At 72.0% G+C, this 25,243-nt stretch carries 20 protein-coding genes; 8 read left to right on the top strand and 12 right to left on the bottom strand.

Features of this window, described 5'->3' with window-relative positions; all coding sequences use genetic code 11:
* The first annotated feature begins 15 nt into the window (after positions 1–15).
* Complete coding sequence (locus ACWD68_RS14605) at positions 16–1,365, top strand: jacalin-like lectin (protein WP_451806779.1); 1,350 nt, start codon at positions 16–18, stop codon at positions 1,363–1,365.
* A 176-nt stretch (positions 1,366–1,541) separates the two neighbouring features.
* Here the strand turns inward: ACWD68_RS14605 and ACWD68_RS14600 are convergent, their stop codons facing one another.
* Positions 1,542–2,141: an RNA polymerase sigma factor gene (locus tag ACWD68_RS14600; protein WP_451806778.1), complete on the bottom strand. Its 600-nt coding sequence runs from the start codon at positions 2,139–2,141 to the stop codon at positions 1,542–1,544.
* Between ACWD68_RS14600 and ACWD68_RS14595 the strand changes: the two genes are divergently transcribed.
* The 3 genes from ACWD68_RS14595 (at position 2,140) to ACWD68_RS14585 (ending at position 5,941) form a co-directional block, all read left to right on the top strand.
* The gene (locus ACWD68_RS14595; protein ID WP_451806777.1) at positions 2,140–3,525 is read left to right on the top strand and encodes a serine/threonine-protein kinase; all 1,386 of its coding nucleotides are present in this window, start codon (positions 2,140–2,142) and stop codon (positions 3,523–3,525) included. The genes ACWD68_RS14600 and ACWD68_RS14595 overlap by 2 nt on opposite strands.
* A gap of 145 nt (positions 3,526–3,670) precedes the next feature.
* Positions 3,671–4,435 (top strand): DUF4232 domain-containing protein, encoded by a 765-nt coding sequence (locus tag ACWD68_RS14590; protein WP_451806776.1) that lies wholly within the window; start codon positions 3,671–3,673, stop codon positions 4,433–4,435.
* 258 nt (positions 4,436–4,693) lie between these two features.
* Positions 4,694–5,941 (top strand): hypothetical protein, encoded by a 1,248-nt coding sequence (locus ACWD68_RS14585; protein ID WP_451806775.1) that lies wholly within the window; start codon positions 4,694–4,696, stop codon positions 5,939–5,941.
* A gap of 42 nt (positions 5,942–5,983) precedes the next feature.
* Here the strand turns inward: ACWD68_RS14585 and ACWD68_RS14580 are convergent, their stop codons facing one another.
* From ACWD68_RS14580 to ACWD68_RS14570, 3 genes are all read right to left on the bottom strand, one after another.
* On the bottom strand, positions 5,984–8,026 hold the full coding sequence (locus ACWD68_RS14580) for a ricin-type beta-trefoil lectin domain protein (RefSeq protein ID WP_451806774.1): 2,043 nt from the start codon (positions 8,024–8,026) through the stop codon (positions 5,984–5,986).
* 609 nt (positions 8,027–8,635) lie between these two features.
* Positions 8,636–9,604, bottom strand: coding sequence for an aldo/keto reductase (locus ACWD68_RS14575; protein ID WP_451806773.1), 969 nt, complete (start codon positions 9,602–9,604; stop codon positions 8,636–8,638).
* A 77-nt stretch (positions 9,605–9,681) separates the two neighbouring features.
* A complete protein-coding gene (locus ACWD68_RS14570; protein WP_451806772.1) occupies positions 9,682–10,455 on the bottom strand; it encodes a nuclear transport factor 2 family protein in 774 nt (257 codons plus the stop codon).
* A 234-nt stretch (positions 10,456–10,689) separates the two neighbouring features.
* On the opposite strand from ACWD68_RS14570, the gene ACWD68_RS14565 reads away from it, so the two are divergent.
* The 3 genes from ACWD68_RS14565 to ACWD68_RS14555 all read left to right on the top strand — a co-directional run bounded on the left by ACWD68_RS14565 (position 10,690) and on the right by ACWD68_RS14555 (position 14,815).
* The gene (locus tag ACWD68_RS14565; protein WP_451806771.1) at positions 10,690–11,190 is read left to right on the top strand and encodes a methylated-DNA--[protein]-cysteine S-methyltransferase; all 501 of its coding nucleotides are present in this window, start codon (positions 10,690–10,692) and stop codon (positions 11,188–11,190) included.
* 107 nt (positions 11,191–11,297) lie between these two features.
* Positions 11,298–12,347, top strand: coding sequence for an LLM class flavin-dependent oxidoreductase (locus ACWD68_RS14560; protein WP_451806770.1), 1,050 nt, complete (start codon positions 11,298–11,300; stop codon positions 12,345–12,347).
* 95 nt (positions 12,348–12,442) lie between these two features.
* On the top strand, positions 12,443–14,815 hold the full coding sequence (locus ACWD68_RS14555) for an ATP-binding cassette domain-containing protein (protein ID WP_451806769.1): 2,373 nt from the start codon (positions 12,443–12,445) through the stop codon (positions 14,813–14,815).
* Positions 14,816–14,850: 35 nt separating this feature from the next.
* Here ACWD68_RS14555 and ACWD68_RS14550 read toward each other — a convergent pair whose 3' ends face one another.
* The 5 genes from ACWD68_RS14550 to ACWD68_RS14530 form a co-directional block, all read right to left on the bottom strand.
* Entirely contained in the window at positions 14,851–15,804 is a 954-nt protein-coding gene (locus ACWD68_RS14550) for a lysophospholipid acyltransferase family protein (RefSeq protein ID WP_451806768.1), read from the bottom strand.
* On the bottom strand, positions 15,804–16,574 hold the full coding sequence (locus ACWD68_RS14545) for a GNAT family N-acetyltransferase (RefSeq protein WP_451806767.1): 771 nt from the start codon (positions 16,572–16,574) through the stop codon (positions 15,804–15,806). The genes ACWD68_RS14550 and ACWD68_RS14545 overlap by 1 nt, the downstream gene beginning before the upstream one ends.
* Before the next feature lie 265 nt (positions 16,575–16,839).
* Complete coding sequence (locus tag ACWD68_RS14540) at positions 16,840–17,589, bottom strand: succinate dehydrogenase/fumarate reductase iron-sulfur subunit (RefSeq protein WP_451806766.1); 750 nt, start codon at positions 17,587–17,589, stop codon at positions 16,840–16,842.
* Positions 17,586–19,535: a fumarate reductase/succinate dehydrogenase flavoprotein subunit gene (locus ACWD68_RS14535; RefSeq protein WP_451806765.1), complete on the bottom strand. Its 1,950-nt coding sequence runs from the start codon at positions 19,533–19,535 to the stop codon at positions 17,586–17,588. Before ACWD68_RS14535 ends, ACWD68_RS14540 begins: the two co-directional genes overlap by 4 nt.
* Before the next feature lies 1 nt (position 19,536).
* Positions 19,537–20,208 carry a succinate dehydrogenase gene (locus ACWD68_RS14530; protein ID WP_451806859.1) on the bottom strand — a complete coding sequence of 224 codons (672 nt, stop codon included), beginning with the start codon at positions 20,206–20,208 and terminating at the stop codon, positions 19,537–19,539.
* Positions 20,209–20,328: 120 nt separating this feature from the next.
* Here ACWD68_RS14530 and ACWD68_RS14525 point away from each other — a divergent pair, with 120 nt between their 5' ends.
* On the top strand, positions 20,329–21,219 hold the full coding sequence (locus tag ACWD68_RS14525) for a LysR family transcriptional regulator (protein ID WP_451806764.1): 891 nt from the start codon (positions 20,329–20,331) through the stop codon (positions 21,217–21,219).
* A 49-nt stretch (positions 21,220–21,268) separates the two neighbouring features.
* On the opposite strand, the gene ACWD68_RS14520 is transcribed toward ACWD68_RS14525, so the two are convergent.
* From ACWD68_RS14520 to ACWD68_RS14510, 3 genes are all read right to left on the bottom strand, one after another.
* Positions 21,269–22,048 (bottom strand): oxidoreductase, encoded by a 780-nt coding sequence (locus ACWD68_RS14520; protein ID WP_451806763.1) that lies wholly within the window; start codon positions 22,046–22,048, stop codon positions 21,269–21,271.
* 193 nt (positions 22,049–22,241) lie between these two features.
* Entirely contained in the window at positions 22,242–24,377 is a 2,136-nt protein-coding gene (locus tag ACWD68_RS14515; RefSeq protein WP_451806762.1) for a putative bifunctional diguanylate cyclase/phosphodiesterase, read from the bottom strand.
* Positions 24,374–25,186 (bottom strand): SAM-dependent methyltransferase, encoded by an 813-nt coding sequence (locus ACWD68_RS14510; RefSeq protein ID WP_451806761.1) that lies wholly within the window; start codon positions 25,184–25,186, stop codon positions 24,374–24,376. Before ACWD68_RS14510 ends, ACWD68_RS14515 begins: the two co-directional genes overlap by 4 nt.
* Positions 25,187–25,243 lie beyond the last annotated feature (57 nt).

Raw genomic sequence — 25,243 nt, 5'->3', positions numbered from 1 at the left:
TCAGGAGACGCCCCCATGTCCCCTCTCCGCAGACTCCTCGCCGGTACCGCGGCGGCAGCGGCCGCCCTCGGCGGACTCACCGCGGCCGCGCCCTCCGCCGCGGCCGCCGACTCGGGCACCTTCAGCGTGCTCACCTACAACGTCGCCGGGCTGCCCGACGCCATCTCCAGCGCCCCCACACCCCGCCAGTCCGCCACCACGGCGATCGGCGGGCGCATCGCCCCCTACGACATCGTCCATGTGGAGGAGGACTTCAACTACCACGCGTACCTCTACGCGGCCGACACCACGCACCCCTACCGCACCCCCACCAGCGGCGGCGCCGGCATCGGCAGCGGCCTCAACACCCTTTCGAAGATCTCCTACGACACCGACGACTTCGAGCGGGTCGGCTGGAACTCCTGTCAGATCGACTCCGGCGACTGCCTCACCCCCAAGGGCTTCACCTTCATGCGGGAACGGCTCGCGGAGAGTGTCTACGTCGACTTCTACAACGTGCACACCAACGCGGGCACCAGCGACGGCGACCTCGCCTCCCGCGCCAACAACCTCGACCAGCTGAGCGCCTTCATCACCACGCACTCGGCGGGCAACGCCGTCGTCGTCATGGGCGACACGAACACCCGCTACACCCGCTCCGGCGACACGATCGCGGAGTTCGCCGCATCCAACGGTCTGACGGACGCCTGGGTCCAACTCGTCCGCGACGGAACCCCGCCGGCCAAGGGAAGCGACGCGCTCGTCTGCGACCAGACCGGCCCCACCGTGCCCAACACCTGCGAGGTCGTCGACAAGATCCTCTACCGCGGCAGCAAGGTCGTCACGCTCGACGCCACCGGATACGACAACGAGCACGCGCGCTTCCTGACCTCCGACGGTCTGATGCTCTCCGACCACGACCCGATCACCGCCGCGTTCAACTGGTCACGGAACCCGGACTTCCAGCTCAGCGACCAGTTCGGCGGGCCGCACGGCGACTACTTCACCGACATCGCCAAGGTGCCGGCCGGCGCCCGAGCGACCGTCGTCTCGCTGAGCAGCGGAACGCGGGTCGACCGGATGGGGCTGACCCTGAGCGACGGCACGACGTTCGCGCACGGCGGGACGGGCGGCACCGCCGCCTCGCTGGCCCTGGGCAGTGGTGAGTACGTCACCTCCGTCCAGCTGTGCCGGGGCGTGAAGGACGGTCACACCCGCATCTTCTACGCGAAGTTCACCACGAACCTCGGCCGCGGCCTGGCCGGGGGCACGACGACGTCGGACTGCGTGACCCGCACGGCGCCGACCGGCCGGCAGATCGCCGGATTCCACGGCCGCGCGGGCACCGAGGTCGACAAGATCGGCGTCATCTACACCCGGCGCTGACCGGACGCCTCCGAGCCCGTCCCCGCCGCGTACCCGGACCGGATCTGGCGGGGACGGGTTCAGCCGGTCAACTCGCCCAGCCGCAAGCCTGCTTGACGGGCCGGGACGGGCACGGCGCGTGGCCACCCCGCGCGCGGGCCGCGACGGACCTGGGCCGGCGGACCGCCGGCCAGGCATCAGGAGGCGTCGGAAAGCCAGGGCCTGACCTTTCTGCGCGCCTCGTGCAAACGGGACTTGAGCGTTCCGAGTGGCACACCGACACGCTCGGCGACCTCCGCGTACTCCAGCTGACAGATGTCGCGGTAGACCAACGGCGCCACCAGGTGCGGATGTTCGCGCTCCAGACGTTCCAGCGCCTCCAGGAGGTCGATCCGGGAACCCGCGATGACACTCGTGGTGCGCGGATCGACGTACTGCCCGGCGTCGATCTCCTCCGGCCGTTCGGCCGCCCGGCGCTTCAGCTCGCGGTACTTCTGCCGGGCGCAGTTGGCGACCACCGTGTGGAGCCAGGTGCTGAAGCGGCTGCGGCCCTCGAACGTGGTGATCTTCCGGGCCACTTGGAGCAGGACGTCCTGGGCGGCCTCCTCGGCGTCCTCGCGGCAGGGCAGAAAGCGTCCGCACCGCCGTACGACCTCGGGCCGGATCCGCCGGAGCAGCACGTCGAGTGCCGCCGCGTCACCGGCTGCCGCCCGCAGGGCGAACTCCTCGGTCTCGGCCGGTTCCCGCACCGGGCGCTCCCCTCGGCGTCGATCAGAGGCCAGGCATGATAGTCGCATGCACTCCCTGGAGCGGATCGGCCGCTACCGTCTGGAGCGGCGCCTGGGCGCCGGTGGTTTCGGTGTGGTCTGGCTCGCCCATGACGACGTCCTCGAGGCGAGCGTCGCGGTCAAGGTGCTCTCCGAGAACTGGGTCGACCGCCTGGACATCCGGGAGCGGTTCCTCTCCGAGGCCCGGCTGCTGCGCAAGGCCGATTCGAACCGGGTCGTGCAGGTCTACGACATCGGTGAACTTCCCGACGGCAGGCCCTACTTCGTCATGGAGTACGCCGACGGGGGCACGCTCGCCGACCGGATCGAGGCCGGACCGCTGCCCGTCGCCGAGGCGCTGCGCCTGACGGCCCTGGCTGCCCGGGGCGCGGCCGCGCTGCACGAGGCCGGGATCGTGCACCGCGACATCAAGCCGTCCAACGTGCTGCTGCGCACCACGCCCGGCGGAGCCGACCGGGTCCTGCTGGCCGACCTCGGACTGGCCAAGAGCCTGGCCCAGGCCTCCGGGCTCACCATGGCGGCCGGTTCGGCCGGCTACACCCCGCCCGAGCAGGCCCGGCCGGGCTCCGGGATCGACGCGCGGGCCGATGTGTACAGCCTGGGCGCCCTCGGCCACCATCTCGTCACCGGCTCGGTGCCGGGTCCGCCGGGAGAGGTCGAACGGGCCGACCGGCTCCGTACGGACCTCGGCCCGGATGTCCGGCGGGCGCTGCTGCGCGCCATGGAACCCGACCGGGAGCGGCGCTGGCCGACCGCGGCCGCCTTCGCCGCGGAGCTCGACCGGCTCGCCCAGGAGGCGTCGGACGGCGGCGTGTCCCGGTCCCGGCGCCGTCGGCGCACCGCGCTGTCGGCACTGACCGGCGTCGTCGTGGCCTGCGCGGTCGGCGCCACCGCGCTGCTGGTGACCCGGGAACCCGCCGCGAAGACCCTCCGGGTCGAGGACGGCACGGGCCGGGTCACGGTGGAGGTGCCGGCCGCCTGGGGCGGGCAGCTGCGCGCCTCCGGATGGAATCCAGGGACGCTGGGCCTCGAGGACGGCGCCGAACCCGGTCTCGCCGTCGCCGACCGTCTGGCGCGCTGGCAGGACCTCGGCTCCGGCGTCGACGGAGCCTTCGTCGGACTCAGCGAACACGGCGACGTGACCGGCGAGGTCCGCGCGATCGCGCACGCCGGATGCCACTACGCCGGCAGCCGTGCCTACTCCGGTGTGCGCTGGCACGGGCTGATACGGACCTGGGACGGCTGCCCGGGCGGGACCGGGACCCTGACCGAGGCGGCGCTCACTCCGGCGGGCGGCGCCGGGCAGCCTCAGGTCTACGTCCAGATCCGCCAGGAGAGCGGCGACGACGACACGGCCGACGGCGTCATCGGCTCCGTACGCGTCAAGGCCTGATCCTGGGCGGGCGCGACCCGGGGGAATACGTCGACCTGTCACGCGAACTTTTCGGTCCCGGGGCGCATCGGAGAGTGATGACGGGGCACAACGCGCCGTGCGCACGGGCGAGGAACCCGTGCGGAGATACCCAAGGAGTGGTGACATGTCGACCTTCCGGCGCTCGGTGGCGGCCACGGACCGGCCCGACGAGGTGTCCGCGGACCTCGCCTCACCCGACACGCACCGCGGTTCACCCGCCGCCCGGCGGGCCGCGCTGCTCGCGGGTGCCGCGCTGCTGAGCCTGCTCACCGCCTGCGGCAACGGCACCCCGGACAGCTCGCCGCGGAGCCTTCCCGGCACCGCCGAACCGGCTTCCGGGGACACGAGTGCGAGCGCGGGTTCCGCCCGACCGTCCGGCCCGGCGGTGAGCGCTCCGACGAAGGAGACGGGGACGGCCTCGGGATCCGTCTCGGCCTCAGCCTCGGTCTCCGCCGGGAACGCCGCGGCGAGCCGCCGCTGTCACACCTCGGAGCTGCGCGCCTCGGTCGGCGGCAACGACCCGGGAGCGGGTCAGGAGAACTTCCCCGTCGTCCTGACCAACCGCTCCGGGCGCACCTGCACCGTGCGGGGCTACCCCGGCGCGGCGTTCGTCGACGCTTCCGGCAAGCAGCTCGGCCCCGACCCGCGGCGGTCCTCGGGCACGCCGACGACGGTCGAGCTGGCACCCGGGCGGAGCGCGTGGTCGGGCCTGACCTTCTCCAACCCGGAGATCAGCGGGGCCCGTACGGCCACGCCCGCGTCCCTGATCGTCACACCGCCCGACGAGAGGGACTCCCTCACGGTGAGGTGGACGCAGGGCAAGGTGCCCGTGTCCGGCAACTCGTCGTCGGTCTCCCTGACCGTCGTCCGCGCCGGGAGCGGCGCCTGACGCCACGTCCGCGAGGCCGTCCTCGGCATCGGCGGCGCGTTGCCCCAGCCGTCCCGTTCCCCTCTGCCCCGCCACCTGCCCCGCAGGTCGGCGGGGTTTGTCACGGAACGGCTACGCGTCCCGCTCCGCGCGACCCTTTCCGGAATTGCGCGCATCCCACCGATTGACGCACCCCGCGAAGGGCGCGTCGCACGGACGAAGGCTCCTGGCGCACGGCCCGGGCCCGTACGCCCGTACCAACAGATCGGGGGATGCGTCATGAGCGGTATCTCACGCAGGCGGCTGCTGGCCGCGACGGCGTCGGCGGGCGCGCTGGGAGCCCTGTCCGCCTGCTCGGCGAACGACTGGTCCGTGGGGAGCGGCGGCACCGGTCCGGAGCGGCCCCGGCCGGTCAGGCCGATCGGCGACGGCTCCACCGCGGACACCGGAGCCCAGCCGAAGCAGCCGAAGGCGGAGCGCCTGAAGCCGGGGGAACGCCCGCCGCAGTTCGTCGTCTTCTCCTGGGACGGCGCGGGCGAACTCAGCAACAAGTTGTTCTCGCGCTTCCGCAAGGTCGCCGCCGACCACGGTGCGTCGATGACGTTCTTCCTCAGCGGCATCTACACCCTGCCCGAGTCGAAGAAGGGGCTCTACCGCCCGCCGCGGCACGCCGTCGGCGCCTCCGCGATCGGCTATCTCTCCGACCGGCACATCCACGCGACGCTCCGGCAGATACGCGCGGCCTGGCTGGAGGGCCACGAGATCGGCACCCACTTCAACGGTCACTTCTGCGGCACGGACGGAGTCCGCCGCTGGTCGCCCGCCGAGTGGCGCAGCGAGATCGAGCAGGCGAAGCGGTTCGTCACCGGGTGGAGGACCAACACCGGCTTCACCGACCTGGAACCGCTGCCCTTCGACTACGACAAGGAGCTGATCGGCGGCCGGACTCCGTGCCTGGAGGGTCAGGCGAATCTGCTGCCGACCGCCGCCGCTCTGGGCTGGAAGTACGACGCCAGCTCCCCCGGCGGACTCCAGATCTGGCCCGGAAAGGTACAGGGCGGCAGGATCTGGGACTTCCCGCTCCAGTCCATCCCCTTCCCCGGCCACTCCTTCCAGGTGCTGTCGATGGACTACAACGTGATGGCCAACCAGTCGAACGCCGACCCGCTCGGCGACCGCACCCGGTACGACGCCTGGCGCGTCCAGGCCCGCGACAGCTACCTCGCGGGCTTCCGGCGTGCCTACGAGGGCAACCGGGCCCCGTTGTTCATCGGCAACCACTTCGAGCGCTGGAACGGCGGCATCTACATGGACGCCGTCGAGGAGTCCATCACCCGGATGGCGAGCCACGACGACGTCCGCATGGTCTCCTTCCGCCAGCTCGTGGAGTGGCTGGCGGCCCAGGACCCCGCGGTCCTGCGGAAGTTGCGCACGCTCAGCCCCGGCCAGGCACCGCTCGGCGGCTGGGCCGAGTTCCTGGGAACCGCCGGTACGACGGCGGCATCCCAGGAGGCCACGACGGCCTGACGGCCTGGCGGCCGAAGGCGCGGGACCGCCGAGCGCACCTGGTCACCGGTGGCCTCCCCGGCCTCCGCCGTCCGTGCCGCCCGCATCGGCGCCTGTGTCGTAGCCGCCGTCCCGGTCCGAGCCGTAACCCCCGTCCCAGTGACAGGAGTCGTAGGAGAACGAGCAGGAGTCGTCCGGCGGAGCTGCGGACGGCGTGGCCTGCTCCGGGGTCGACGGTGTCGCGGCGGGAGTCCGGGTCGCGGCGGGTGCGGGTGCCGTCGAGGACGTGGCCTCCGGGCCGGCGGAGGCCGTCGCGCCACCGGTCGAGGAGTCCCAGTTGACGACTTCCAGCTGGAGCGAGGGCGACGGGGTCTCGAGCTTCCAGTGCTGGGCCGGCTCGTTCTTGCGGAGTTTGAGGACGAGCGCCGAGTCCCCCCTGGCCGCGGCGGGAGCGAGGGCCAGGTCCTGGTTCCAGCGCGGCACCAGCATGCCCTGGAGGGTGAAGTCGTAGCGGACGTTCTTGGAGCCGGGCTGCGACTTGCCGGGACAGGAGGCGAGTTGGACGGAGTAGCCCAGGTGCGAGTCGAGACACAGGTCGGGGTGGGCGGCGTCGCGCAGCAGCCCGTCGGCCGTGTACGACCATTCCATCGCCGACTCCGAGGTGCACGAGGTGAGCCGGGTCTCCGCGCCCTTCGCGGGCTTCTCCCCGGCGATGCCGACGCAGAGCCCGGTCGCGGCGTTGCGCAGCCGTCCGCGCACGGTGCCGTCCGCCTGCTTGTCGGTCCCGACCCAGGACGGGTTCGTACCCGGACTCGGCTTTCCCGCGGTGGCGCTGCCGGCGGCCGTTCCGCTGTCGGAGCCCGAATCGGACGCCCACAGGACCAGCGGGACCAGGATCAGTGCGCCAACGGTCAGCACGGCGAGGGCGACATTGCGGCGGTGCGGGGCGCGCCGGGCCTTGTGCGGCGTGGCCCTGCGCGACGAGCGCCTGCCCGCGCCGGACGGCGGCGCGGCTCGACGGGAGGGGCGGGTGCCTGCGTCGGGCGTGGGCGCTCCCCGGCGGTCCGGGGCGGCCGGCTGCGGCGCGGCCCCGTCGTGGGCCGGGGGCGCGGAGTCGGTGGTGGGCGGGGCGTTCGGCGGTGTGCGCGGGGGAAGGCCCGGTGGGCGTACGGCGTCGGTCTCGGGCCGGAACTCGACGATCGGGTCGGCCTCGTCGGCCCGCCCGCTCCCGTCGGCGGTCGCTCCCCCCGCGGGAGCCGTTCCCTCGGCGCCCCGGCCGGTCCCCGGCCCTTCGGCCGCCTCCGCGCGCGCCGTGGCCCGCGCCTGGCGTGAAGCCACATAGGCGGGCGCACCCCAGCCGAGGACGGCCTCGGCGAGCGGGACGGCGAGGACGCCGTTGAACTGGTTCAACTGGTCGGCGGCGGCACGGCAGTGGCCGCACCGGGCCATGTGGCGCCGCAGGTCCGGGTCGAGATCGACGCCACCGCGTCTGAAGGAGACGTCGAGCATCCGGTGGTAGCGACGGCACTCCTCGCTCGGGGCGAGTTCGCGGTGGATCTCGAGGCAGCCCTCGCGCAGGCGTTCCCTGGCCCGCTCCCGTTCCACGACCGCTTCCTCCGGGGAGAGTCCCAACAGAGCTGCGGGTACCTCCAGTTGCTCGGCCTCGATCTCCCCGTGCCACAGCAGGCAGCGGGCCGGTTCGGGCAGCCGCTGGAAGGCACGGGACAGCAGGCGCCTGCCCTCCGGTGGCAGCAGCCGCGCGGCCGCCCTGTCCTCGCGGTCCGCGTCGGCGAGGAGTTCGGGGTCGAGCAGTTCGCGCCGCTGGTCCATGAGCCACTCGGCGGCGATGCGGCGGACGGTGACGAGCAGTTGGGGCCGCCACGCGGCGCTCGGCCCGCTCTGTTGCAGCGAATCCCCGAACAGGCGCGTGAATGAGGCGGTGGTGAGCATTCCGGCGGGACGTACTCCGTCGGTGCACAGCCGCGCGTAAGAGAACACCGCTTCCCAGTGGCGGTCCAGGAGTTCCCCGACGGGATAGTTCGCGGGTGTGCCTCCCGGGCTCTTCCTCAGCTCGGCGGCGAGCCGCTCATCCGAAACCTCGAACAAGCGGCCGGGGTCAGACGAATGAGACAGCGTTCCGTCATTCACGTCCGCTTTCCTCCCAAAGGTAGCGTGGTAATTAGTCCATACCAATGGGTATGTAGACCGCCCGGCCGAGTCGGGGGGTCTACCCATGGGGGGTCACGCCACGAACGACCACCTCTGACGGCCCGTCGGGGCGCGGAGGGAACGGGCGTGCCGCACGCGCGCAGAACGAAGCCACTATTGTCTGCACGCCGACAACGCCCACCTTTGCACAAGGCGGTGAGCCGGAACAAGCGATCCCGGATTTTCTCTGAATACGGCCCGGCCCCCGAATATTGACCAAATGTCAGTCAAGCTCGCGCTAAAGGAATTCGGAAACCCGAAGGCTCTGCCATCCGTCCCGAACTCTCCACAATGGGAGCGCTCTCACGCGCTCATCCGAGCGCCATTCCGCACGATATTCCAGTCGTTCGTGGACCGCCCCCCCGCGGTCCGTGCTCGGCGCCACGAAGCTGTCACGGGCGCGCCGGCCGTCGTGGCCCGATGGGCGCGACGACGACCGGCGCGGCGACGGCGGGTGGGGGTGACGGCGGGTGGGGTGCGACGGCTGGGGGGACGGCGGCCGGGGCTTCAGTGACCGCTGATCGCCCGGGGCGTGTACGGCCGTTCCAGCTCCTCGGTCTCCTTGTCCGTGAGCACCACGTCCAGCGCGGCGACCGCGTCCTCGATGTGCGGCGCTTTGGTGGCGCCGACGATGGGCGCGGTCACGGTGCTCTGCCGCAGCAGCCAGGCGAGCGCGATCCTGGCGCGCGGCACCTCGCGCTCGGCGGCGATGCGCGCGACCGCGTCGGCGATCTCGCGGTCGCCGTCCTGATAGAGGTTCCGGCCGAACGCGTCGTTGCGGCTGCGTGCGGTGGCGGTGTCCCAGTCGCGGGTGAGCCGGCCGCGGGCGAGCGGACTCCACGGCAGGACGGCGACACCCTGGTCGGCGCAGAGCGGCAGCATCTCGCGCTCCTCCTCGCGGTAGAGGAGGTTGTAGTGGTTCTGCATGGAGACGAACCTGGTCCAGCCGTGCAGCGTGGCCGTGTACTGAGCCTTGGAGAACTGCCAGGCGTACATCGAACTCGCCCCGATGTAGCGGGCCTTGCCGGCCTTGACCACGTCGTGCAGGGCCTCCATCGTCTCCTCGACGGGAGTGGCGGGGTCGAAGCGGTGGATCTGGTAGAGGTCGACGTAGTCGGTGCCGAGGCGGCGCAGGCTGTTGTCGATCTCCGTCATGATCGCCTTGCGGGACAGGCCACGGCCGTTGGGGCCCTGGTGCATGGCACCGTGGACCTTGCCGGCGATGACGATCTCGTCGCGGCGCGCGGACTCGGCGAGCACCCGGCCGACGATCTCCTCACTGGTGCCGTCGGAGTACACGTTCGCGGTGTCGAAGAAGGTGATCCCGGCCTCCAGGGCCTGGCGGATCAACGGACGCGAGGTCTCCTCGTCGAGGGTCCATTCGTGGACACCTCGGTCGGGCAGGCCGAAACTCATACAGCCCAGGCAGATCCGGGAGACGTCCAGACCCGTCGAACCGAGCTTCACGTACTCCATGCTCACTCCTGCTCTCGTGCCGGTGGGGAGGGGAGGTCCGAGGACAGAACCCTGCCCGCCGCGAGTGCCTCGCAGCCCTACTCCACGGGGGCTTCCACGTCGTCGTACACCCGTGCCGACGCGATCAGGCCATCGCCTCCCCGGGCACAGACGGTGAGCCCCGGCTGCGGCGGCAGCTCGGTGTCGCCCCAGCGGTCGCAGATGTACTCGAACGCGCTGCGGGTGCCGTCCTCGGTCACGGTGCACAGCTTGAGCGGGATGCCGCCTCCCGCCGAGAAGAAGGACTCGTAGAGCTCGGTCAGCTCCTTGGTCCCGACGCGCCGGTACGCGTCGCCCGACGGCCCGCGGAAGCTGCCGTCCGGCGCGAAGGCCGCGACGACGGCCGCGGTGTCCCCCGCGTCGACAGCGGCCTTGTAGGCGCCCACCACGTCGGAGGCGTGCGCCCGCGGGTCCGGCCGCAGCATCGGGCGGCGGACGACATGCCGGCCGAGCAGCAGCCGGCGGGAGTGGTGGATCCGCACCGGCAGCGTGGAGGCGGGGTCCACAGCGGCGGCCACGGGCAGCCCGGTGCGCTCGCCGTCTGGGCCCTCCAGGTGCACGACCCATTCGCCCACGGCCCGCCCGTCACCGAACGTGGTCGCGACCTCCTCGATGTCCACCTTCCGCTCCGCGCGCCAGGTGTCCTGCACGGCCAGCCAGGCCGCCAGGACACCGACGCCGCTGATCCGGCCCGCCTCCGGGTCGTCGAGGGCGACGCGTACGGTGGCGGACGCCGGGTCGCGCAGCGCGTCGGCGAGCTCGGCGGCGCCGAGCCGGTCGACGAGGTCGGGGATCTGCGGGATCCAGACCATGGGGACTCCTGGGCCGTGCGGAGTGGTCGTCTTCGATCGTGAGCCCGTACCGGCCCGGGCGCGACCTCAGCGGGTGAGGACGGTGACGCACACCCCGCCGCGCGCTCCGCCTTCCGCACACTCCTGCCCCGGCCACCCGTGCAGCGCGATGTCCGAATCCCGCCGGACGGAATGTCGCGCGGGGCGCACTGTTGAGGTGAACACGGATGGCGACCTTGGAGAGGAACCGGCCCGATGACGGTCTACACGACGATGGACAGCCCGCTCGGCCGGCTGCTGCTGGTGGGCGAGGAGTCGGCCACCGCGAAGGGCGGCACAGCGCTCGCCGCCCTGTCCGTGCCCGGCCAGAAGTACGGCGCGGTCGTCCAGGAGGACTGGCGCGAGGACACGGACGCCTTCCGGGAGATCGTCTCCCAGCTTCGCTCGTACTTCGACGGCCGGCTGACCGCCTTCGACATCGAGTACGTGACGAGCGGCAGCGACTTCCAGCGGCGCGTCTGGAAGGCCCTGGAGGCCATCCCGTACGGCACCACGCTCAGCTACGGCGAGATCGCCGCGCGGATCGGCGCGTCGAGGGCCGCGGTCCGCGCCGTAGGTACGGCGATCGGGGCGAACCCGCTCCTCGTCGTGCGCCCCTGCCACCGCGTGATCGGCGCGAGCGGCGCGCTCACCGGCTATGCCGGGGGCCTGGAGCGCAAGCGGCAGCTCCTGGACCTGGAGAACGTGCCGTCCTGACCGGCACGAGCGCCTTGCCCGCTCCGGACGCCGGGCGGATCATGGACGGCGCAGGTGGATCAGCGGCGTCACGCCGAGACGACGGGTATCGGTTCTCCGGAGCGGTCATGCAGAGCGAGCAGCGTCACGACGCCCCTCGGGAGCCGGGCCCGCGTCCGTGGTCCGTGCGCTTCTCGGTGCTCGACCGCTCCCGCACGCGCGAGGGGCACGAGGCCGCCGAGGCCCTGCGCGACACGGTGGAGCTGGCACGCGCGGTGGAACGGCTCGGATATCACCGGTTCTGGGTCGCGGAACATCACGGCGTCCCCGGTGTCGCCGGGTCCGCGCCCACCGTGCTGGCCGCCGCGGTCGCCGCCGCCACCCGGACGATCCGGGTCGGCACCGGCGGCGTGATGCTCCCGAACCACCAACCCCTCGTCGTGGCAGAGCAGTTCGGCGTCCTGGAGTCCCTGTTCCCCGGACGGATCGACATGGGTCTGGGCCGCTCCGTCGGCTTCACCGACGGGGTCCGCAAGGCGCTCGGCAGGGACAAGGACGCCGCCGGGTCCGAGGACTACGCGGCTCAGCTCGACGAGCTGCTCGGCTGGTTCCGCGGCACCTCCCCGACCGGCGTGCACGCACGCCCCTCCGAGGGTCTGACCGTGCCGCCGTTCGTACTGGCCCTCGGCGAGGGCGCCGCGATCGCCGCGCGGGCGGGCCTCCCGCTGGTCATCGGGGACCTCAGGAACCGGGAGAAGACGCGGCAGGGCATCGACCGGTACCGCGAGACCTTCCGCCCCTCGGTCTGGTCGGCAGAGCCCTACGTCGTCGTCTCCGGCACGGTCGCCGTGGCTCCGAGCCCGGAAGAGGCACGCCGGCTGCTGCTCCCCGAGGCCTGGTCGATGGCGTACGCCCGCACGCACGGCACGTTCCCGCCGCTGCCGCCCGCCGAGCGCGTCGAGGCCCTCACCATGACCGCCAAGGAGCGCGGCTTCTACGAGTCCGGTCTGACCGGCCACATCGCCGGCACCGAGGACCAGGTGGCCGGCGAACTGCGGACGCTCGTCGAGGAGACCGGCGCCCAGGAACTGCTGATCACCACCAGCACCTACGACCGGACAGCCCTCCTGGACTCGTACCGCCGCCTCGCCCGGGTCGCGGGTCTGGTCGCGACCTAGAATCGTGGGGTTTGCCCCGCACGCCCCACCGACGCCCCCACCGACGCCCGGGCCCACCGGCTCGCGGTACCGGGCCGCCCCCAGGAGTCCCGCCGATGCACAGCCCCGACGGCCGCCCGCACGACTCCTACGTCCGCGTCCGAGGTGCCCGGGAGCACAATCTGCGGGGTGTGGACGTCGACATCCCCCGGGACGTCCTCGTGGTGTTCACCGGTGTCTCGGGGTCCGGGAAGTCGTCGCTTGCCTTCGGGACGATCTACGCGGAGGCGCAGCGGCGGTACTTCGAGTCGGTCGCCCCCTACGCGCGTCGGCTGATTCATCAGGTGGGGGCTCCGAAGGTCGGGGAGATCACCGGGCTGCCGCCGGCGGTGTCCCTCCAGCAGCGGAGGTCGGCGCCGACCTCGCGCTCCTCCGTGGGCACGGTCACCCATCTTTCCAACTCGCTGCGGATGCTGTTCTCGCGCGCCGGTGAGTACCCGGCCGGTGCCGAGCGGCTCGACTCGGACGCCTTCTCGCCGAACACGGCGGCCGGGGCGTGCCCCGAGTGCCATGGTCTCGGTCAAGTGCACCGCACGACGGAGGAGTTGCTCGTCCCCGATCCCTCGCTGTCGATCCGCGAGGGCGCGATCGCCGCCTGGCCGGGGGCCTGGCAGGGCAAGAACCTGCGGGACATCCTCGACACGCTCGGGTACGACGTGGACCGCCCCTGGCGCGAGCTGTCCGCCGAGGCACGGGAGTGGATCCTGTTCACGGACGAGCAGCCGGTGGTCACCGTACATCCGGTGCGCGAGGCCGAACGCATCCAACGCCCCTACCAGGGCACGTACATGAGCGCGCGCCGCTATGTCATGAAGACCTTCTCCGACACCAAGAGCGCCACGCTGCGGGCGAAGGCTGAGCGGTTCCTGTCCGGTGCTCCCTGTCCGATGTGCGGCGGCAGCAGGCTGCGGCGCGAGGCGCTGGCCGTGACGTTCACGGGGCGGAACATCGCCGAACTGGCCGCGCTGCCGCTGGTGGAACTCGCGAAGTCCCTCACGGGCGACTCCGAGACCGCCCGTGTGCTGACCGAGGACCTCACGTCCCGGATCGCGCCCGTCGTCGAACTCGGGCTCGGATACCTCAGCCTCGACCGGGCCACCCCCACGCTGTCGGCCGGGGAACTCCAACGGCTGCGCCTGGCCACACAGTTGCGCTCCGGGCTCTTCGGCGTGGTGTACGTCCTCGACGAGCCGTCCGCCGGACTGCACCCGGCGGACACGGAGGCTCTGCTCACCGTGCTGGAGCGGCTGAAGGCTGCGGGCAACTCGGTGTTCGTCGTGGAGCACCACTTCGATGTCGTGCGCGGCGCCGACTGGCTGGTCGACGTGGGCCCGCACGCCGGGGAGCACGGCGGGCGCGTCCTGCACAGCGGCCCGGTCGCCGCTCTCGAGGGGGTACCGGAGTCCGCGACGGCGCGCTTCCTCTTCGACCGCTCCCCCGCTCCGGCGCGCCGGGTGCGCCCGCCTCGCGGTCAGGTGAGGGTCGGTCCGGTGAACCGGCACAATCTGCGCGGGGTCACCGCCGAGTTCCCGCTCGGTGTGTTCACCGCGGTCACCGGGGTCTCCGGCTCCGGGAAGTCCACGCTGATCGGCGAGGTGACGGAGGAACTGGCGGGCGTCGGCCGGCTGGTCGGTGTCGACCAGAAGCCCATCGGTCGTACCCCCCGCTCCAATCTGGCCACGTACACAGGGCTGTTCGACGTGGTGCGCAAGGTGTTCGCCGCGACGGAGGAGGCCACGGCGCGCGGCTACGGCGTGGGACGGTTCTCCTTCAACGTCGCCGGGGGCACCTCCTCCGGGGGAGGGCGCTGCGAGACCTGTCAGGGCGAGGGCTTCGTCAGTGTGGAGCTGCTGTTCCTGCCCAGTACCTACGCCCCGTGCCCGGACTGCGGCGGCGCGCGCTACAACCCCGAGACCCTCGAAGTGACGTACCGGGGACGGAACATCGCGCAGATCCTGGATCTGACGGTCGAGGCGGCGGCGCGGTTCTTCGCCGAGACCGACACCCCGGCCGTCACACGCAGCCTCGCCACGCTGCTCGACGTGGGCCTCGGCTATCTGCGACTCGGCCAGCCCGCGACGGAGTTGTCGGGCGGCGAGGCCCAGCGCATCAAGCTGGCCGCCGAGTTGCAGCGAGGTCGCCGGGGGCACACCTTCTATCTGCTCGACGAGCCGACGACAGGACTGCATCCGGCCGATGTCGCGGTGCTGATGCGCCAGTTGCACGGTCTGGTGGACGCCGGTCACACCGTCGTGGTGGTGGAGCACGACATGACGGTCGTGGCGGGCGCCGACTGGGTGATCGACCTGGGTCCCGGCGGGGGCGAGGAGGGCGGCCGCATCGTGGCCGCCGGGCCACCCGCGCAGGTGGCGACGGCGGCCGGCCGGACGGCGCCCTACCTCACCCGCGCGCTCGGGCGGCTCGGGTGACGGGACCTGTCCGGTGGCGCGGCCGCCTTCGGACGTCAAGGGTGCGCCTCGGAAGGTGACCCGGTGCGGCGCTCACCTCCCTGTGCCGCGTCGGCCATGGCTCGTCGGTCCGTGTGGACGCCGGGCGTGAGGACGGGACGCAGGGCGACCTCGGCCACCAGGCCGCGCGCCGAGACCACCCGCCACAGCGAGGCGAGCAGCGAGTCCTCGCCGACGAAGGCGGGCGCGGTGCTCGCCGCACCGCCGGCGAGCCGGTAGTGGATGCGCACCGGCTGGACCGGCACTCCGGCGTCCAGCGCGGCCTGGAAGACGGCCCGGCGGTAGCGCCCCTGGGCGCGCCCGCACCAGGTACTGCCCTCGGGGAAGGCGGCCACGGCCGAGCCGCCGCGCAGGGTCCCGGCGATCCGCTCCACCGTGCCGGGCAGGGCGCGGAGCCGGTCCCGGTCGATGAAGAGGGTGCCGCCGCGGGCCGCCAGGGTGCCCACGACGGGCCAGCCGCGCACCTCCGTCTTGGCGACCATCCGCGCCGGGCGGACGGCGGCGAGCAGCGGGATGTCCAGCCACGAGATGTGGTTGGCCACGATCAGCAGTCCGCCGGTGGGCCGGGCGGCTCCGGTGATCCGCGTGCGGACCCCGGCGGTGCGCACCACGGCGAGGCACCAGCGGCGGATCGACCGGTCGCGCGCCTCCGCCCGCATCCGGCCGACCAGCGGAAGCAGGGCGACGCCGAGGACGACCACGACCAGGAGCGCGGCCAGCCGCAGGACGGCACGCGGCACGCCCGTCCAGGGGCGTGCGGACTCCACGCAGCCGTGCGGGGAGCAGGGCGCGGTGGGCAGCCAGGCGCCGGCCCGCGGGGCGGGGCGGTCGGCGACGGGCCGCCGTGGCGCGGGTACGGCTCCGGGAAGCACCACCGCTCCCGGCCGTCCGCCGGCCCGGGGGCGGCGGACGGCCACGAGGCGTGGCGTTCCCGTGCGGGGCGCGCTCATCAGGCGGGAACGAGCGAGAGGAAGTGGCGGAGGTAGCGCGGGTTGACCCGGCTCATGGACAGCAGCACATACAAGTCGGCGACGCCGAAGTCCGCGTCGTGCGAGGGCTCCCCGCACACCCACGCGCCGAGACGCAGATAGCCGCGCAGCAGCGGGGGCAGCTCGGTGCGCCCGGGGCGGGCGACGCCCTCCGTGCTCCAGGGCAGCAGCGGACGCACGCGGAACTCCTCCGGCGCCAGGTGCTTGGCCCGCACCCGGTCCCAGGTGCCCGCGGCGAGCGTGCCGCCGTCGGCGAGCGGGATGGAGCAGCAGCCGGCGAGCCACTCGTGGCCTCCGTCGACCATGTACCGGGCTATCCCGGCCCAGATCAGGCCGATGACCGCGCCGTCGCGGTGGTCGGGGTGGACGCAGGAGCGGCCGACCTCGACCAGTCCGGAGCGGATTCCGGCCAGCAGCCCGAGGTCGAACTCGCTCTCCGAGTAGAGGCGTCCGGCGATCGCGGCGCGCTCGGGCGGCAGCAGCCGGTAGGTGCCGACGACCTGGCCGGTCTGCGTGTCGCGGACGAGCAGGTGGTCGCAGTAGGCGTCGAAGGCGTCGATGTCGAGGCCCGGCTGCGGGGTGTTCAGGAGGGCGCCCATCTCCCCGGCGAAGACGTCGTGGCGCAGCCGCTGTGCGGCCCGGACATCGGCCTCGTCGCGGGCCAGGGTGACGGTGTAGCGGGTCGGGGCGACGGGCTGGGGCGGGCTGGCGAGGGTGGAAACGCCGGTCATGGCACTCTCCTGGTCACGGGCCGGTTCGGCGGAGGGGGCACCCCTTGCTCGAACGGAGCTGAGAGCTCGGGGGAGGCAGGCCGGATCTGTTCGGTCTGCGCGCTCCTGTTCTTCCGACGCCGGTTGGCGTGCGCGTGACCAGTGCCAGGAGGGCGGATGTGAGGATGCTGAATGACAGGGGTGCCCGGGAAAGCGAGACGGGACCGGGGGGTGAGCACCACACCCGGTCCCGCCCGTCCGCACCGTACGGCGAACGACTTCGTGCCTAACGCCTGCCCGCCTTGCGGGTGGCGCGCAGCCACTCCTTGTTCATGCCGGTGATGGAGACCAGCGGGATGCCCTTGGGGCAGGCGGTCGCGCACTCTCCGGCGAGGGTGCAGCCGCCGAAGCCCTCGTCGTCCATCTGCGCCACCATGTCGAGCACCCGGGTCTGCCGCTCCGGCGCGCCCTGCGGCAGCACGTTCAGGTGGTTGACCTTGGCCGAGGTGAAGAGCATCGCGGCGCCGTTCGGGCAGGCCGCGACACAGGCTCCGCAGCCGATGCACTCGGCGTGCTCGAAGGCGAAGTCGGCGTCGGGCTTGGGTACGGGCGTGGCGTGTGCCTCGGGCGCGGCCCCGGTCGGGGCGGTGATGTAGCCGCCGGCCTGGATGATCCGGTCGAAGGCGGAGCGGTCGACCACGAGGTCCTTCACGACCGGGAAGGCGGAGGCCCGCCACGGCTCGATGTCGATCGTGTCGCCGTCGTGGAAGGAGCGCATGTGCAACTGGCAGGTGGTGGTGCGCTCGGGTCCGTGCGCGTCGCCGTTGATGACCAGGCTGCAGGCGCCGCAGATGCCCTCGCGGCAGTCGTGGTCGAAGGCGACGGGGTCGTCGCCTTCGAGGATGAGCTCCTCGTTGAGGGTGTCGAGCATCTCCAGGAAGGACATGTCGGCCGAGATGCCGTCCACCTCGTACGTGGACATCGCTCCGTCGGCGTCGGCGTTCTTCTGCCGCCAGACGCGCAGGGTGAGCTTCATGCGTAGCTCCGCTGGGTGGGGTGGACGTACTCGAAGACCAGGTCTTCCTTGTGCAGGACGGGCGCTTCGCCGGTGTCGGTGAACTCCCAGGCGGCCGCGTACGAGAACTCCTCGTCCCGGCGGGCCGCTTCGCCGTCCGGGGTCTGGGACTCCTCGCGGAAGTGGCCTCCGCAGGACTCCGCGCGGTGCAGCGCGTCGAGACACATCAGCTCGGCGAGCTCCAGGTAGTCGACAATCCGGTTGGCCTTCTCCAGGGACTGGTTGAACTCCTCGCCGGTGCCGGGCACCTTGATGCGCCGCCAGAACTCCTCGCGGATCTGCGGGATGCGCTCCAGCGCCTTGCGCAGTCCTGTCTCCGTACGGGCCATGCCGCAGAACTCCCACATGAGTTCGCCGAGTTCGCGGTGGAAGGAGTCGGGGGTGCGGTCCCCGTCGACGGCGAGGAGCAGCCGCAGCCGGTCCTCCGTCCCGGCCAGCAGCTCCTGGACGGCGGGGTGTTCGTCGGTGACCTTCTCATGGTGGGGGTTGCGGGCGAGGTAGTCGTTGATGGTCGACGGCAGGACGAAGTAGCCGTCGGCGAGTCCCTGCATGAGGGCCGAGGCGCCGAGCCGGTTCGCGCCGTGGTCGGAGAAGTTGGCCTCGCCGATGGCGAACAGGCCGGGGACGGTGGTCTGGAGGTCGTAGTCGACCCACAGTCCGCCCATCGTGTAGTGCACGGCGGGGTAGATCCGCATGGGCACGGTGTACGGGTCCTCGGCGGTGATCCGGGCGTACATGTCGAAGAGGTTGCCGTACTTCTCCTCGACCTCGGCCCGGCCCATCCGCCGGACGGCGTCGGCGAAGTCCAGGTAGACGCCCTGGCCGCCGGGGCCCACTCCCCTGCCCTCGTCGCAGACGTTCTTCGCGGCGCGGGAGGCGATGTCGCGGGGCACGAGGTTGCCGAAGGAGGGGTAGATGCGCTCCAGGTAGTAGTCGCGCTCGTCCTCGGGGATCTCGTTCGGCGGACGGGTGTCGCCGTGTGCCTTCGGAACCCAGATACGGCCGTCGTTGCGCAGCGACTCGCTCATCAGCGTCAGTTTCGACTGGTGGGCGCCGGTGCGCGGGATGCAGGTGGGGTGGATCTGGGTGAAGCAGGGGTTGGCGAAGTACGCGCCGCGCCGGTGGGCCCGCCAGATGGCGGTGGCGTTGGAGTTCATGGCGTTCGTGGAGAGGTAGAAGACGTTGCCGTAGCCACCGCTCGCCAGGACGACGGCGTCCGCGTAGTACGTGTCGATCCTGCCGGTGATCAGGTCACGGGCCACGATGCCGCGGGCCCGTCCGTCGACCACGATCAGGTCCAGCATCTCGGTGCGCGGGTGCATCTCGATGTTTCCGGCGGCGATCTGCCGGGACAGCGCCTGGTAGGCGCCGAGCAGGAGCTGCTGGCCGGTCTGGCCGCGGGCGTAGAAGGTGCGCGAGACCTGGACACCGCCGAAGGAACGGGTGTCGAGCAGGCCGCCGTACTCGCGCGCGAAGGGCACACCCTGGGCGACGCACTGGTCGATGATCTCGACCGAGATCTGCGCCAGGCGGTGGACGTTGGACTCGCGCGCCCTGAAGTCGCCGCCCTTGACGGTGTCGTAGAAGAGCCGGTGGACGGAGTCGCCGTCGTTGCGGTAGTTCTTCGCCGCGTTGATGCCGCCCTGGGCGGCGATCGAGTGGGCACGGCGCGGGGAGTCCTGGTAGCAGAACTGGACGACGTGGTAGCCCTGTTCGGCGAGCGTGGCACCCGCGGAACCGCCGGCGAGACCTGTGCCGACGACGATCACGGTGTGCTTGCGGCGGTTGGCCGGGTTGACCAGCCGGGCCTCGAAACGGCGCTTGTCCCAGCGCTCGTTGACGGGCCCCTGCGGGGCCTTGCCGTCGGCGACCGGTTCACCGGTCCGGTAGGCAGCGTATGCGGTCATGTCAGCTCACCACTCCGGTCATGACACCGACGGGTACGGAGATGAATCCCGCCGTGAGCACCAGCGCGAGAACGTTGGCGACGGTTTTGAGGGCGCGGTCGCGGGTGCGGCTGCCGGCCCCGAGGGTCTGGGCGGCGCTCCAGAAACCGTGCCGTACGTGCAGGCCGAGCGCGAGCATCGCGACGATGTAGACGGCGTTGCCGTACCAGGTGGAGAAGGTGTCCACGACGTTCTGGTAGGGGTGGCCCTCCTGGAAGCCGCCGGAGTGCACCGTGCCGGTCGTCAGGTCGAGGAGGTGCCAGACGATGAACAGGCCGAGGATGATCCCGCCCCAGCGCATGGTGCGCGTGGCGTAGCTCGCCCGCCGCTTTCGGTGGACGTACTTGCTGGGGCGCGCCCTGATGTCGCGGCGGCTGAGCTGGTACGCGGAGACGGCGTGCGCGACCACGGCGACGACCAGCACCACGCGGATGAGCCACAGCGTCCACTCGTAGTGCATGAAGGGTTCGCCGACGGTGCGCAGCCAGTGCGCGTAGTGGTCGAACTCGCCCGCGCCGAAGTAGATCTTCAGATTCCCGATCATGTGGGCGCCCAGGTAGAGCAGCATGATCAGGCCGCTGACGGCCATCACGGTCTTCTTGCCGACGGAGCTGTCCCACACGGTGCGCGCCATCGACGGCCGTCGGTCCGTCCGCGTTGCCAGAGCCATGGGACAGAACGCTAGGACGCGGAGAACCGATCAGTCCAAGACATGGTCCAGCTGGTTTCCATAGACATGGACTATCGTCGAAGGATGCAGTTCCAGCAGCTTCAGTACTTCGTGGCCGTCGCGGAGACCCGGCATTTCACCCGGGCCGCCGATCTGGTGCATGTCGCGCAGCCCTCGCTGTCCCAGCAGATCAAGTCGCTGGAGCGGGAGTTGGGGGCGGATCTGTTCCTGCGGGCGCGCGGGAACATCACGCTCACCGACGCGGGCGAGGCGCTGCTGCCGCTGGCCCGGCGCATCCTCGCGGACGCGGACACGGCCCGGCACGAGGTGCAGGAGCTGGCCCAGCTGCGCAGCGGCCGGGTGCGGCTCGGTGCGACCCCGAGCCTGTGCACGGGCCTGCTGCCCGACGTGCTGTGCGCCTTCCACGACCGCTATCCGGGCATCCGTCTGCTGATCGAGGAGGGCGGCTCGCACGATCTCGTACGGGAACTCGCGCGCGGCGCTCTAGACCTCGCCCTGGTCGTCCTCCCCCTGCCCACACCGTCCCCGGCGCTGACCACGGTGGAGCTGCTGCGCGAGGACCTGGTGGTGGTGTCGTCCCCGGACGCCCCGGCGCCCGGCGGTGGCGGCAGCCGGCGCACGGTGCGCGTCGCCGATCTGGAGGGCGAGCGACTTGTGATGTTCCGGCACGGCTACGACCTGCGGGAACTGACCGTCGCCGCCTGTCGTGCCGAGGGCTTCGAACCCGACTTCGCCGTCGAGGGCGGCGAGATGGACGCGGTCCTCGGCTTCGTCCGGGCGGGCCTCGGCGTGGCCGTCGTACCGCGCATGGTCGCGACCCGGTCCGGGCGCGGCCTGCGGGTGACGCCACTGGCCCGGCCCGGTCTCCACCGGACGATCGCGCTGGCGCACCGCAGCGACGTGGCGCCGCCGCGGGCGGCCCGGGAGCTTCAGCGGATGCTGCTGGAACGCTGACGGCGGGCGGAGCCGGGCGCGCGGGACCGCGCGCCGGGCCCGGCCCGGTTCACCACGTGGGGATGAAGCCGCCGTCGATGACGAAGTCACTGCCGGTGATGTTGCGCGCGCGGTCCCCGGCGAGGAAGAGAACCAGGTCGGCGACCTCGGACGGCTTGGAGAAGCGGCCGGTGACGGTCGCGCCCGACGCCTGGGCGACCACGTCGGCGGGGGTGATCCCGGCGGCGGCCGAGACCGTCGCGGCCACTCCCCCGCCGCCCAGCCACAGCTCGGTCTCCACCGGGCCGGGGCTCACGGTGTTGACCCGGATGCCCTTCGGGCCGACCTCCTTGGACAGCGCCTTGGAGAACGCGACCAGGGCGGCCTTGCCCGCGCTGTAGTCGATGACGAGGGGGTCGGGCAGGGTGGCGTTGACCGAGCCGATCGTCACGACCGAACCCTGCCCGGCGGCCAGCATCGACGGCAGGGCCGCACGGGTGACCCGTACGGCCGTGAGCAGATTCAGATCGACGGTGCGCCGCCAGTCCTCGTCGGTCACCGACAGGAAGCCGCCGGTGCGGGCGGGGGCCGTGCCCACGTTGTTGACCAGGACGTCGATCCGCCCGCCCGCCGCCTCGACGAGCCGCCCCGCGGCCTCGGGTTCGGCCAGGTCGACCGGCACCCAGGTGACGTCGCCCTTGTCGACCAGCGCGTCGAGGCCCGGGGTCGTGCCGCGGGAGCCGGCGATCACGGTCGCGCCCGCGCCGGCCAGCGCCTCGGTGACCGCGAGCCCGATGCCCTTGCTGGCTCCGGTGACAACGGCGGTCCTGCCCTGAAGTTCCGTGCTCATCCGTCTCGGCTCCATCTGTGAGAGGTGCGTTCTGCCAGTGAGACATGGAGAGGGCCGGGCGCGCGAGGCGTGCCGGCGGCGGGTGCCCCGGCCGCGGGACGGGGCACCACGTCCGGCACGGTGCGGCGGACCGGACGCCCACGCCTGCGCGGCGCGGTCTCCCGGGAGGGGAGACCACGCCGCGTGGGAGCGCTCAGGCGGTCGCGTCGACCAGCGCCAGCTCGTGCAGCCGCTCCGGCGGTCCGGGCCTGGCGTAGTACCAGCCCTGCGCCGTGTCGCAGCCCAGTATCCGCAGCTGTTCGGCCTGGGCGCCGGTCTCCACGCCCTCGACCGTGACCGCGAGGTCGAGGCTGTGGGCGAGGGAGACGATGCCCTCGACGATCTTCAGGTCGACCGGATCCGCCGGGAACTGCTGCATGCCCTGGGTGAAGGACCGGTCCAGTTTGAGGATGCTGACCGGCAGGCGGCGGAGGTTGGCGAGATTGGAGTAACCGGTGCCGAAGTCGTCGAGGGCGATGTCGACGCCCATCTCGGCGAGCCGGCGCAGTGGTTTGAGCAGGTCGTCGTCGGCGCCGATCAGCGCGGACTCGGTGACCTCCAGGCACAGCGCCCGGGCGTCGAGGCCTTCGCGTTCCAGAATGTCGACCGTGTCCTGGACCAGGCCGGGATGGGTCAGCTGGCAGGGCGAGAGATTGACGTTGACGCGGAGCGGGGTCGCGCCGGAGTGCCGTTCCTGCCAGGTGCGTGCCTGGCGCACCGACTGCTCCAGGACCCAGCGGCCGAGCGGCACGATCAGTCCGGTGTGCTCGGCGAGCGGGATGAAACGGTCGGGGCCGAGGACGCCGTGCTGCGGGTGCAGCCAGCGCACCAGCGCCTCCGCGCCGCGCACACTGCCGTCGCCGAGGTGCACCAGCGGCTGGTACTCGATGAAGAACTCGCCCCGGTCCAGGGCGGCGGGCAGCGCGGTGGTGAGGCCGTTGCGGGTGATGGCGCGGGCGTCGGCCTCGGGGTCGGCCAGTTCGAAGCGGTTGCCGCCCGCGGACTTGGCCCGGTACATCGTGATGTCGGCGCTGCGCAGCACCTCGGCGGCGCCGCGCTCCCCGGCCGGGCCCTCGACGACGCCGACGCTGCCGCGCACGGTCAGGTCTCGGCCGTCGATGCTGATCGGGGTGACGAGCGCGTTCATGATGCGCCCGGCCAGCTCGTCGACCTCGCGCTCGGTGTTCGGGCCGGTGGTGAGGGCCACGAACTCGTCGCCGCCGAGCCGGGCGACCATCTCGCCGGGGGCGGTGGCACAGGACTGGAGGCGGTCGGCGACCTCGACGAGCAGCCGGTCGCCGGCCGCGTGCCCGAGGCTGTCGTTGATGGTCTTGAAGCCGTCGAGGTCGAGGTAGCACAGGCCGAAGCGCTGGCCCTCGCCCGCGGCCAGTGCCTTCTCCAGGCGCTCGAAGAACAGCGTCCGGTTGGGGAGCCCGGTGAGCGCGTCGTGCGTCGCCTCGTAGCGGAGCCGCAGATTGAGCAGCCGCCGCTCGGTGGTGTCCTCCATCAGCGCCAGCTGATACTGGGGTTCGCCGTCCGCGTCGCGCAGCAGCGAGACCGTCAGGTTGGTCCACAGGGCGGTGCCGTCGGGCCGGTAGAAGGCCTTCTCGACGTGGTAGTGCTCGCGCTCGCCGCGCACCAACTCCTCGTACAGCCGCCAGACTTGGGGTGCGTCCTCGGCGTGCGTCCACTCGGTGACCCGGCGGCCGCGCATGGACTGCTCGGAGCCGCCGAACATCCGCAGCAGGGCTCCGTTGACCTGGAGGATGTTTCCCTCGAGGTCGGCGATGCCGATACCTATGGCCGCGCCCTCGAAGACCGCGCGGAAGCGGGCCTCGCTGTCGTGCAGTGCCTCGGCGACCGCGCTGCGCGCGGTCAACGCCGCCTGGGAGATGGCCTGCTGCTCGGCAAGCGTCCGCTCCCGCAGCGCCTGCGCGTATCCGGCGGCCATGGCGTGCTGGAGCCGCGCGGAGCGGGTCCGCAAGGCTTCCTGGGGACCGTCCTCGCCGCAGTAGAGCACCAGGTAGGCGTCGACGCAGTCGAGGGCGCGGCTGAGCGCCTCGGGGTCGGTGCAGTGGGCGGCGACGAGCGCGGCGCCGACGGCCCGCCCCTCGGCCGCCTCGAAGTTCCTGGCGCGCAGCGCCTCGCTCAACCGCCGTGCGAGCGGCAGCAGTTGTACCTCGAACTCGGGCCGGGTCAGCGAGGTGGAGGTGACGGGGAAGACCGCGCGGCTCCAGATCGTCGCGAACCGGCGCAGTCTGTCCTCCGGCCCGTCCGGCTCGGCGGTCACGCCGTGCGTCCCACGCCGCCGAACCCGGAGAAGGAATAAGGATCCTCGTCCTCGGGTGCCGTGTCGGGCCGCCAGTTCGGCATCGGCACCAGTCCGGGTTCCACCATGTCGTACCCCTCGAAGAACCGCGCGATCTCCTCGCGCGTGCGCATGATCAGCGGGTTGCGGATGTTCTTGTAGACGTCGACCGTGCCCTCGGCCTGCTCCTTCGGGAGCGGAATTCCCTCGAAGGAGGCATGCGTGACGACGAGCAGGCTGCCCGGCGCGAGGGCGTCGCGCAGTTCGGCCACCGCCCGGTACGGGTCGTCCGCGTCTTCCACGAAGTGAAGTATGGCAACGAGAAGCAGGGCGACCGGCCGGTTCAGGTCGATCAGTTGCTGAACCTGGGTGCTCGCCAGGATTTCCTGGGGCTTGAGCAGATCGGCGGCGACGACGTCCGCGTCCTCGTTGTCCCGCAGCACGGCCTGGCTGTGTGCGACGGCAACCGGATCGTGGTCGACGTAGACGACACGTGCGCCGGGCCGGGTGCTCTGGGCGATCTCGTGGACATTGCCGAATGTCGGGATGCCTGAGCCGATGTCGAGGAACTGATCGATGCCCTCGCCGGCCGCGAAGCGAACGGCCCGGCGCATGAACGCCCGGTTCGCCTGCATGACCTTGGGAAGTCCCGGCATGAACTCCATCGCCTTGCGTGCCGCTTCCCGGTCGACCTCGAAGTTGTGCGAACCGCCCAGGTAGTAGTCGTAGATACGGGACACGCTCGGCACTGAGATGTCAATGCTGCGGGGGGCCCAGGCGGGACGCTCCATCTATCTCTCCAAGGCGTAGGCGACGGCGTAGACGATCCGGTGTTCGAGCAGAGGCTA

Source organism: Streptomyces sp. NPDC005141 (assembly GCF_053599975.1).
Note: the sequence above shows the minus strand (reverse complement) of the source record. Positions and strands in the feature narration are given on the sequence as shown.

Coding starts and splice junctions, on each gene's coding strand:
- ACWD68_RS14520 (WP_451806763.1), bottom strand. CDS start 22,048: ATGAGCACGGAACTTCAGGGCAGGACCGCCGTTGTCACCGGAGCCAGC.
- ACWD68_RS14510 (WP_451806761.1), bottom strand. CDS start 25,186: ATGGAGCGTCCCGCCTGGGCCCCCCGCAGCATTGACATCTCAGTGCCG.
- ACWD68_RS14565 (WP_451806771.1), top strand. CDS start 10,690: ATGACGGTCTACACGACGATGGACAGCCCGCTCGGCCGGCTGCTGCTG.
- ACWD68_RS14560 (WP_451806770.1), top strand. CDS start 11,298: ATGCAGAGCGAGCAGCGTCACGACGCCCCTCGGGAGCCGGGCCCGCGT.
- ACWD68_RS14575 (WP_451806773.1), bottom strand. CDS start 9,604: ATGGAGTACGTGAAGCTCGGTTCGACGGGTCTGGACGTCTCCCGGATC.
- ACWD68_RS14525 (WP_451806764.1), top strand. CDS start 20,329: ATGCAGTTCCAGCAGCTTCAGTACTTCGTGGCCGTCGCGGAGACCCGG.
- ACWD68_RS14585 (WP_451806775.1), top strand. CDS start 4,694: ATGAGCGGTATCTCACGCAGGCGGCTGCTGGCCGCGACGGCGTCGGCG.
- ACWD68_RS14555 (WP_451806769.1), top strand. CDS start 12,443: ATGCACAGCCCCGACGGCCGCCCGCACGACTCCTACGTCCGCGTCCGA.
- ACWD68_RS14545 (WP_451806767.1), bottom strand. CDS start 16,574: ATGACCGGCGTTTCCACCCTCGCCAGCCCGCCCCAGCCCGTCGCCCCG.
- ACWD68_RS14605 (WP_451806779.1), top strand. CDS start 16: ATGTCCCCTCTCCGCAGACTCCTCGCCGGTACCGCGGCGGCAGCGGCC.
- ACWD68_RS14550 (WP_451806768.1), bottom strand. CDS start 15,804: ATGAGCGCGCCCCGCACGGGAACGCCACGCCTCGTGGCCGTCCGCCGC.
- ACWD68_RS14535 (WP_451806765.1), bottom strand. CDS start 19,535: ATGACCGCATACGCTGCCTACCGGACCGGTGAACCGGTCGCCGACGGC.
- ACWD68_RS14530 (WP_451806859.1), bottom strand. CDS start 20,208: ATGGCGCGCACCGTGTGGGACAGCTCCGTCGGCAAGAAGACCGTGATG.
- ACWD68_RS14570 (WP_451806772.1), bottom strand. CDS start 10,455: ATGGTCTGGATCCCGCAGATCCCCGACCTCGTCGACCGGCTCGGCGCC.
- ACWD68_RS14600 (WP_451806778.1), bottom strand. CDS start 2,141: ATGCGACTATCATGCCTGGCCTCTGATCGACGCCGAGGGGAGCGCCCG.
- ACWD68_RS14590 (WP_451806776.1), top strand. CDS start 3,671: ATGTCGACCTTCCGGCGCTCGGTGGCGGCCACGGACCGGCCCGACGAG.
- ACWD68_RS14540 (WP_451806766.1), bottom strand. CDS start 17,589: ATGAAGCTCACCCTGCGCGTCTGGCGGCAGAAGAACGCCGACGCCGAC.
- ACWD68_RS14595 (WP_451806777.1), top strand. CDS start 2,140: ATGCACTCCCTGGAGCGGATCGGCCGCTACCGTCTGGAGCGGCGCCTG.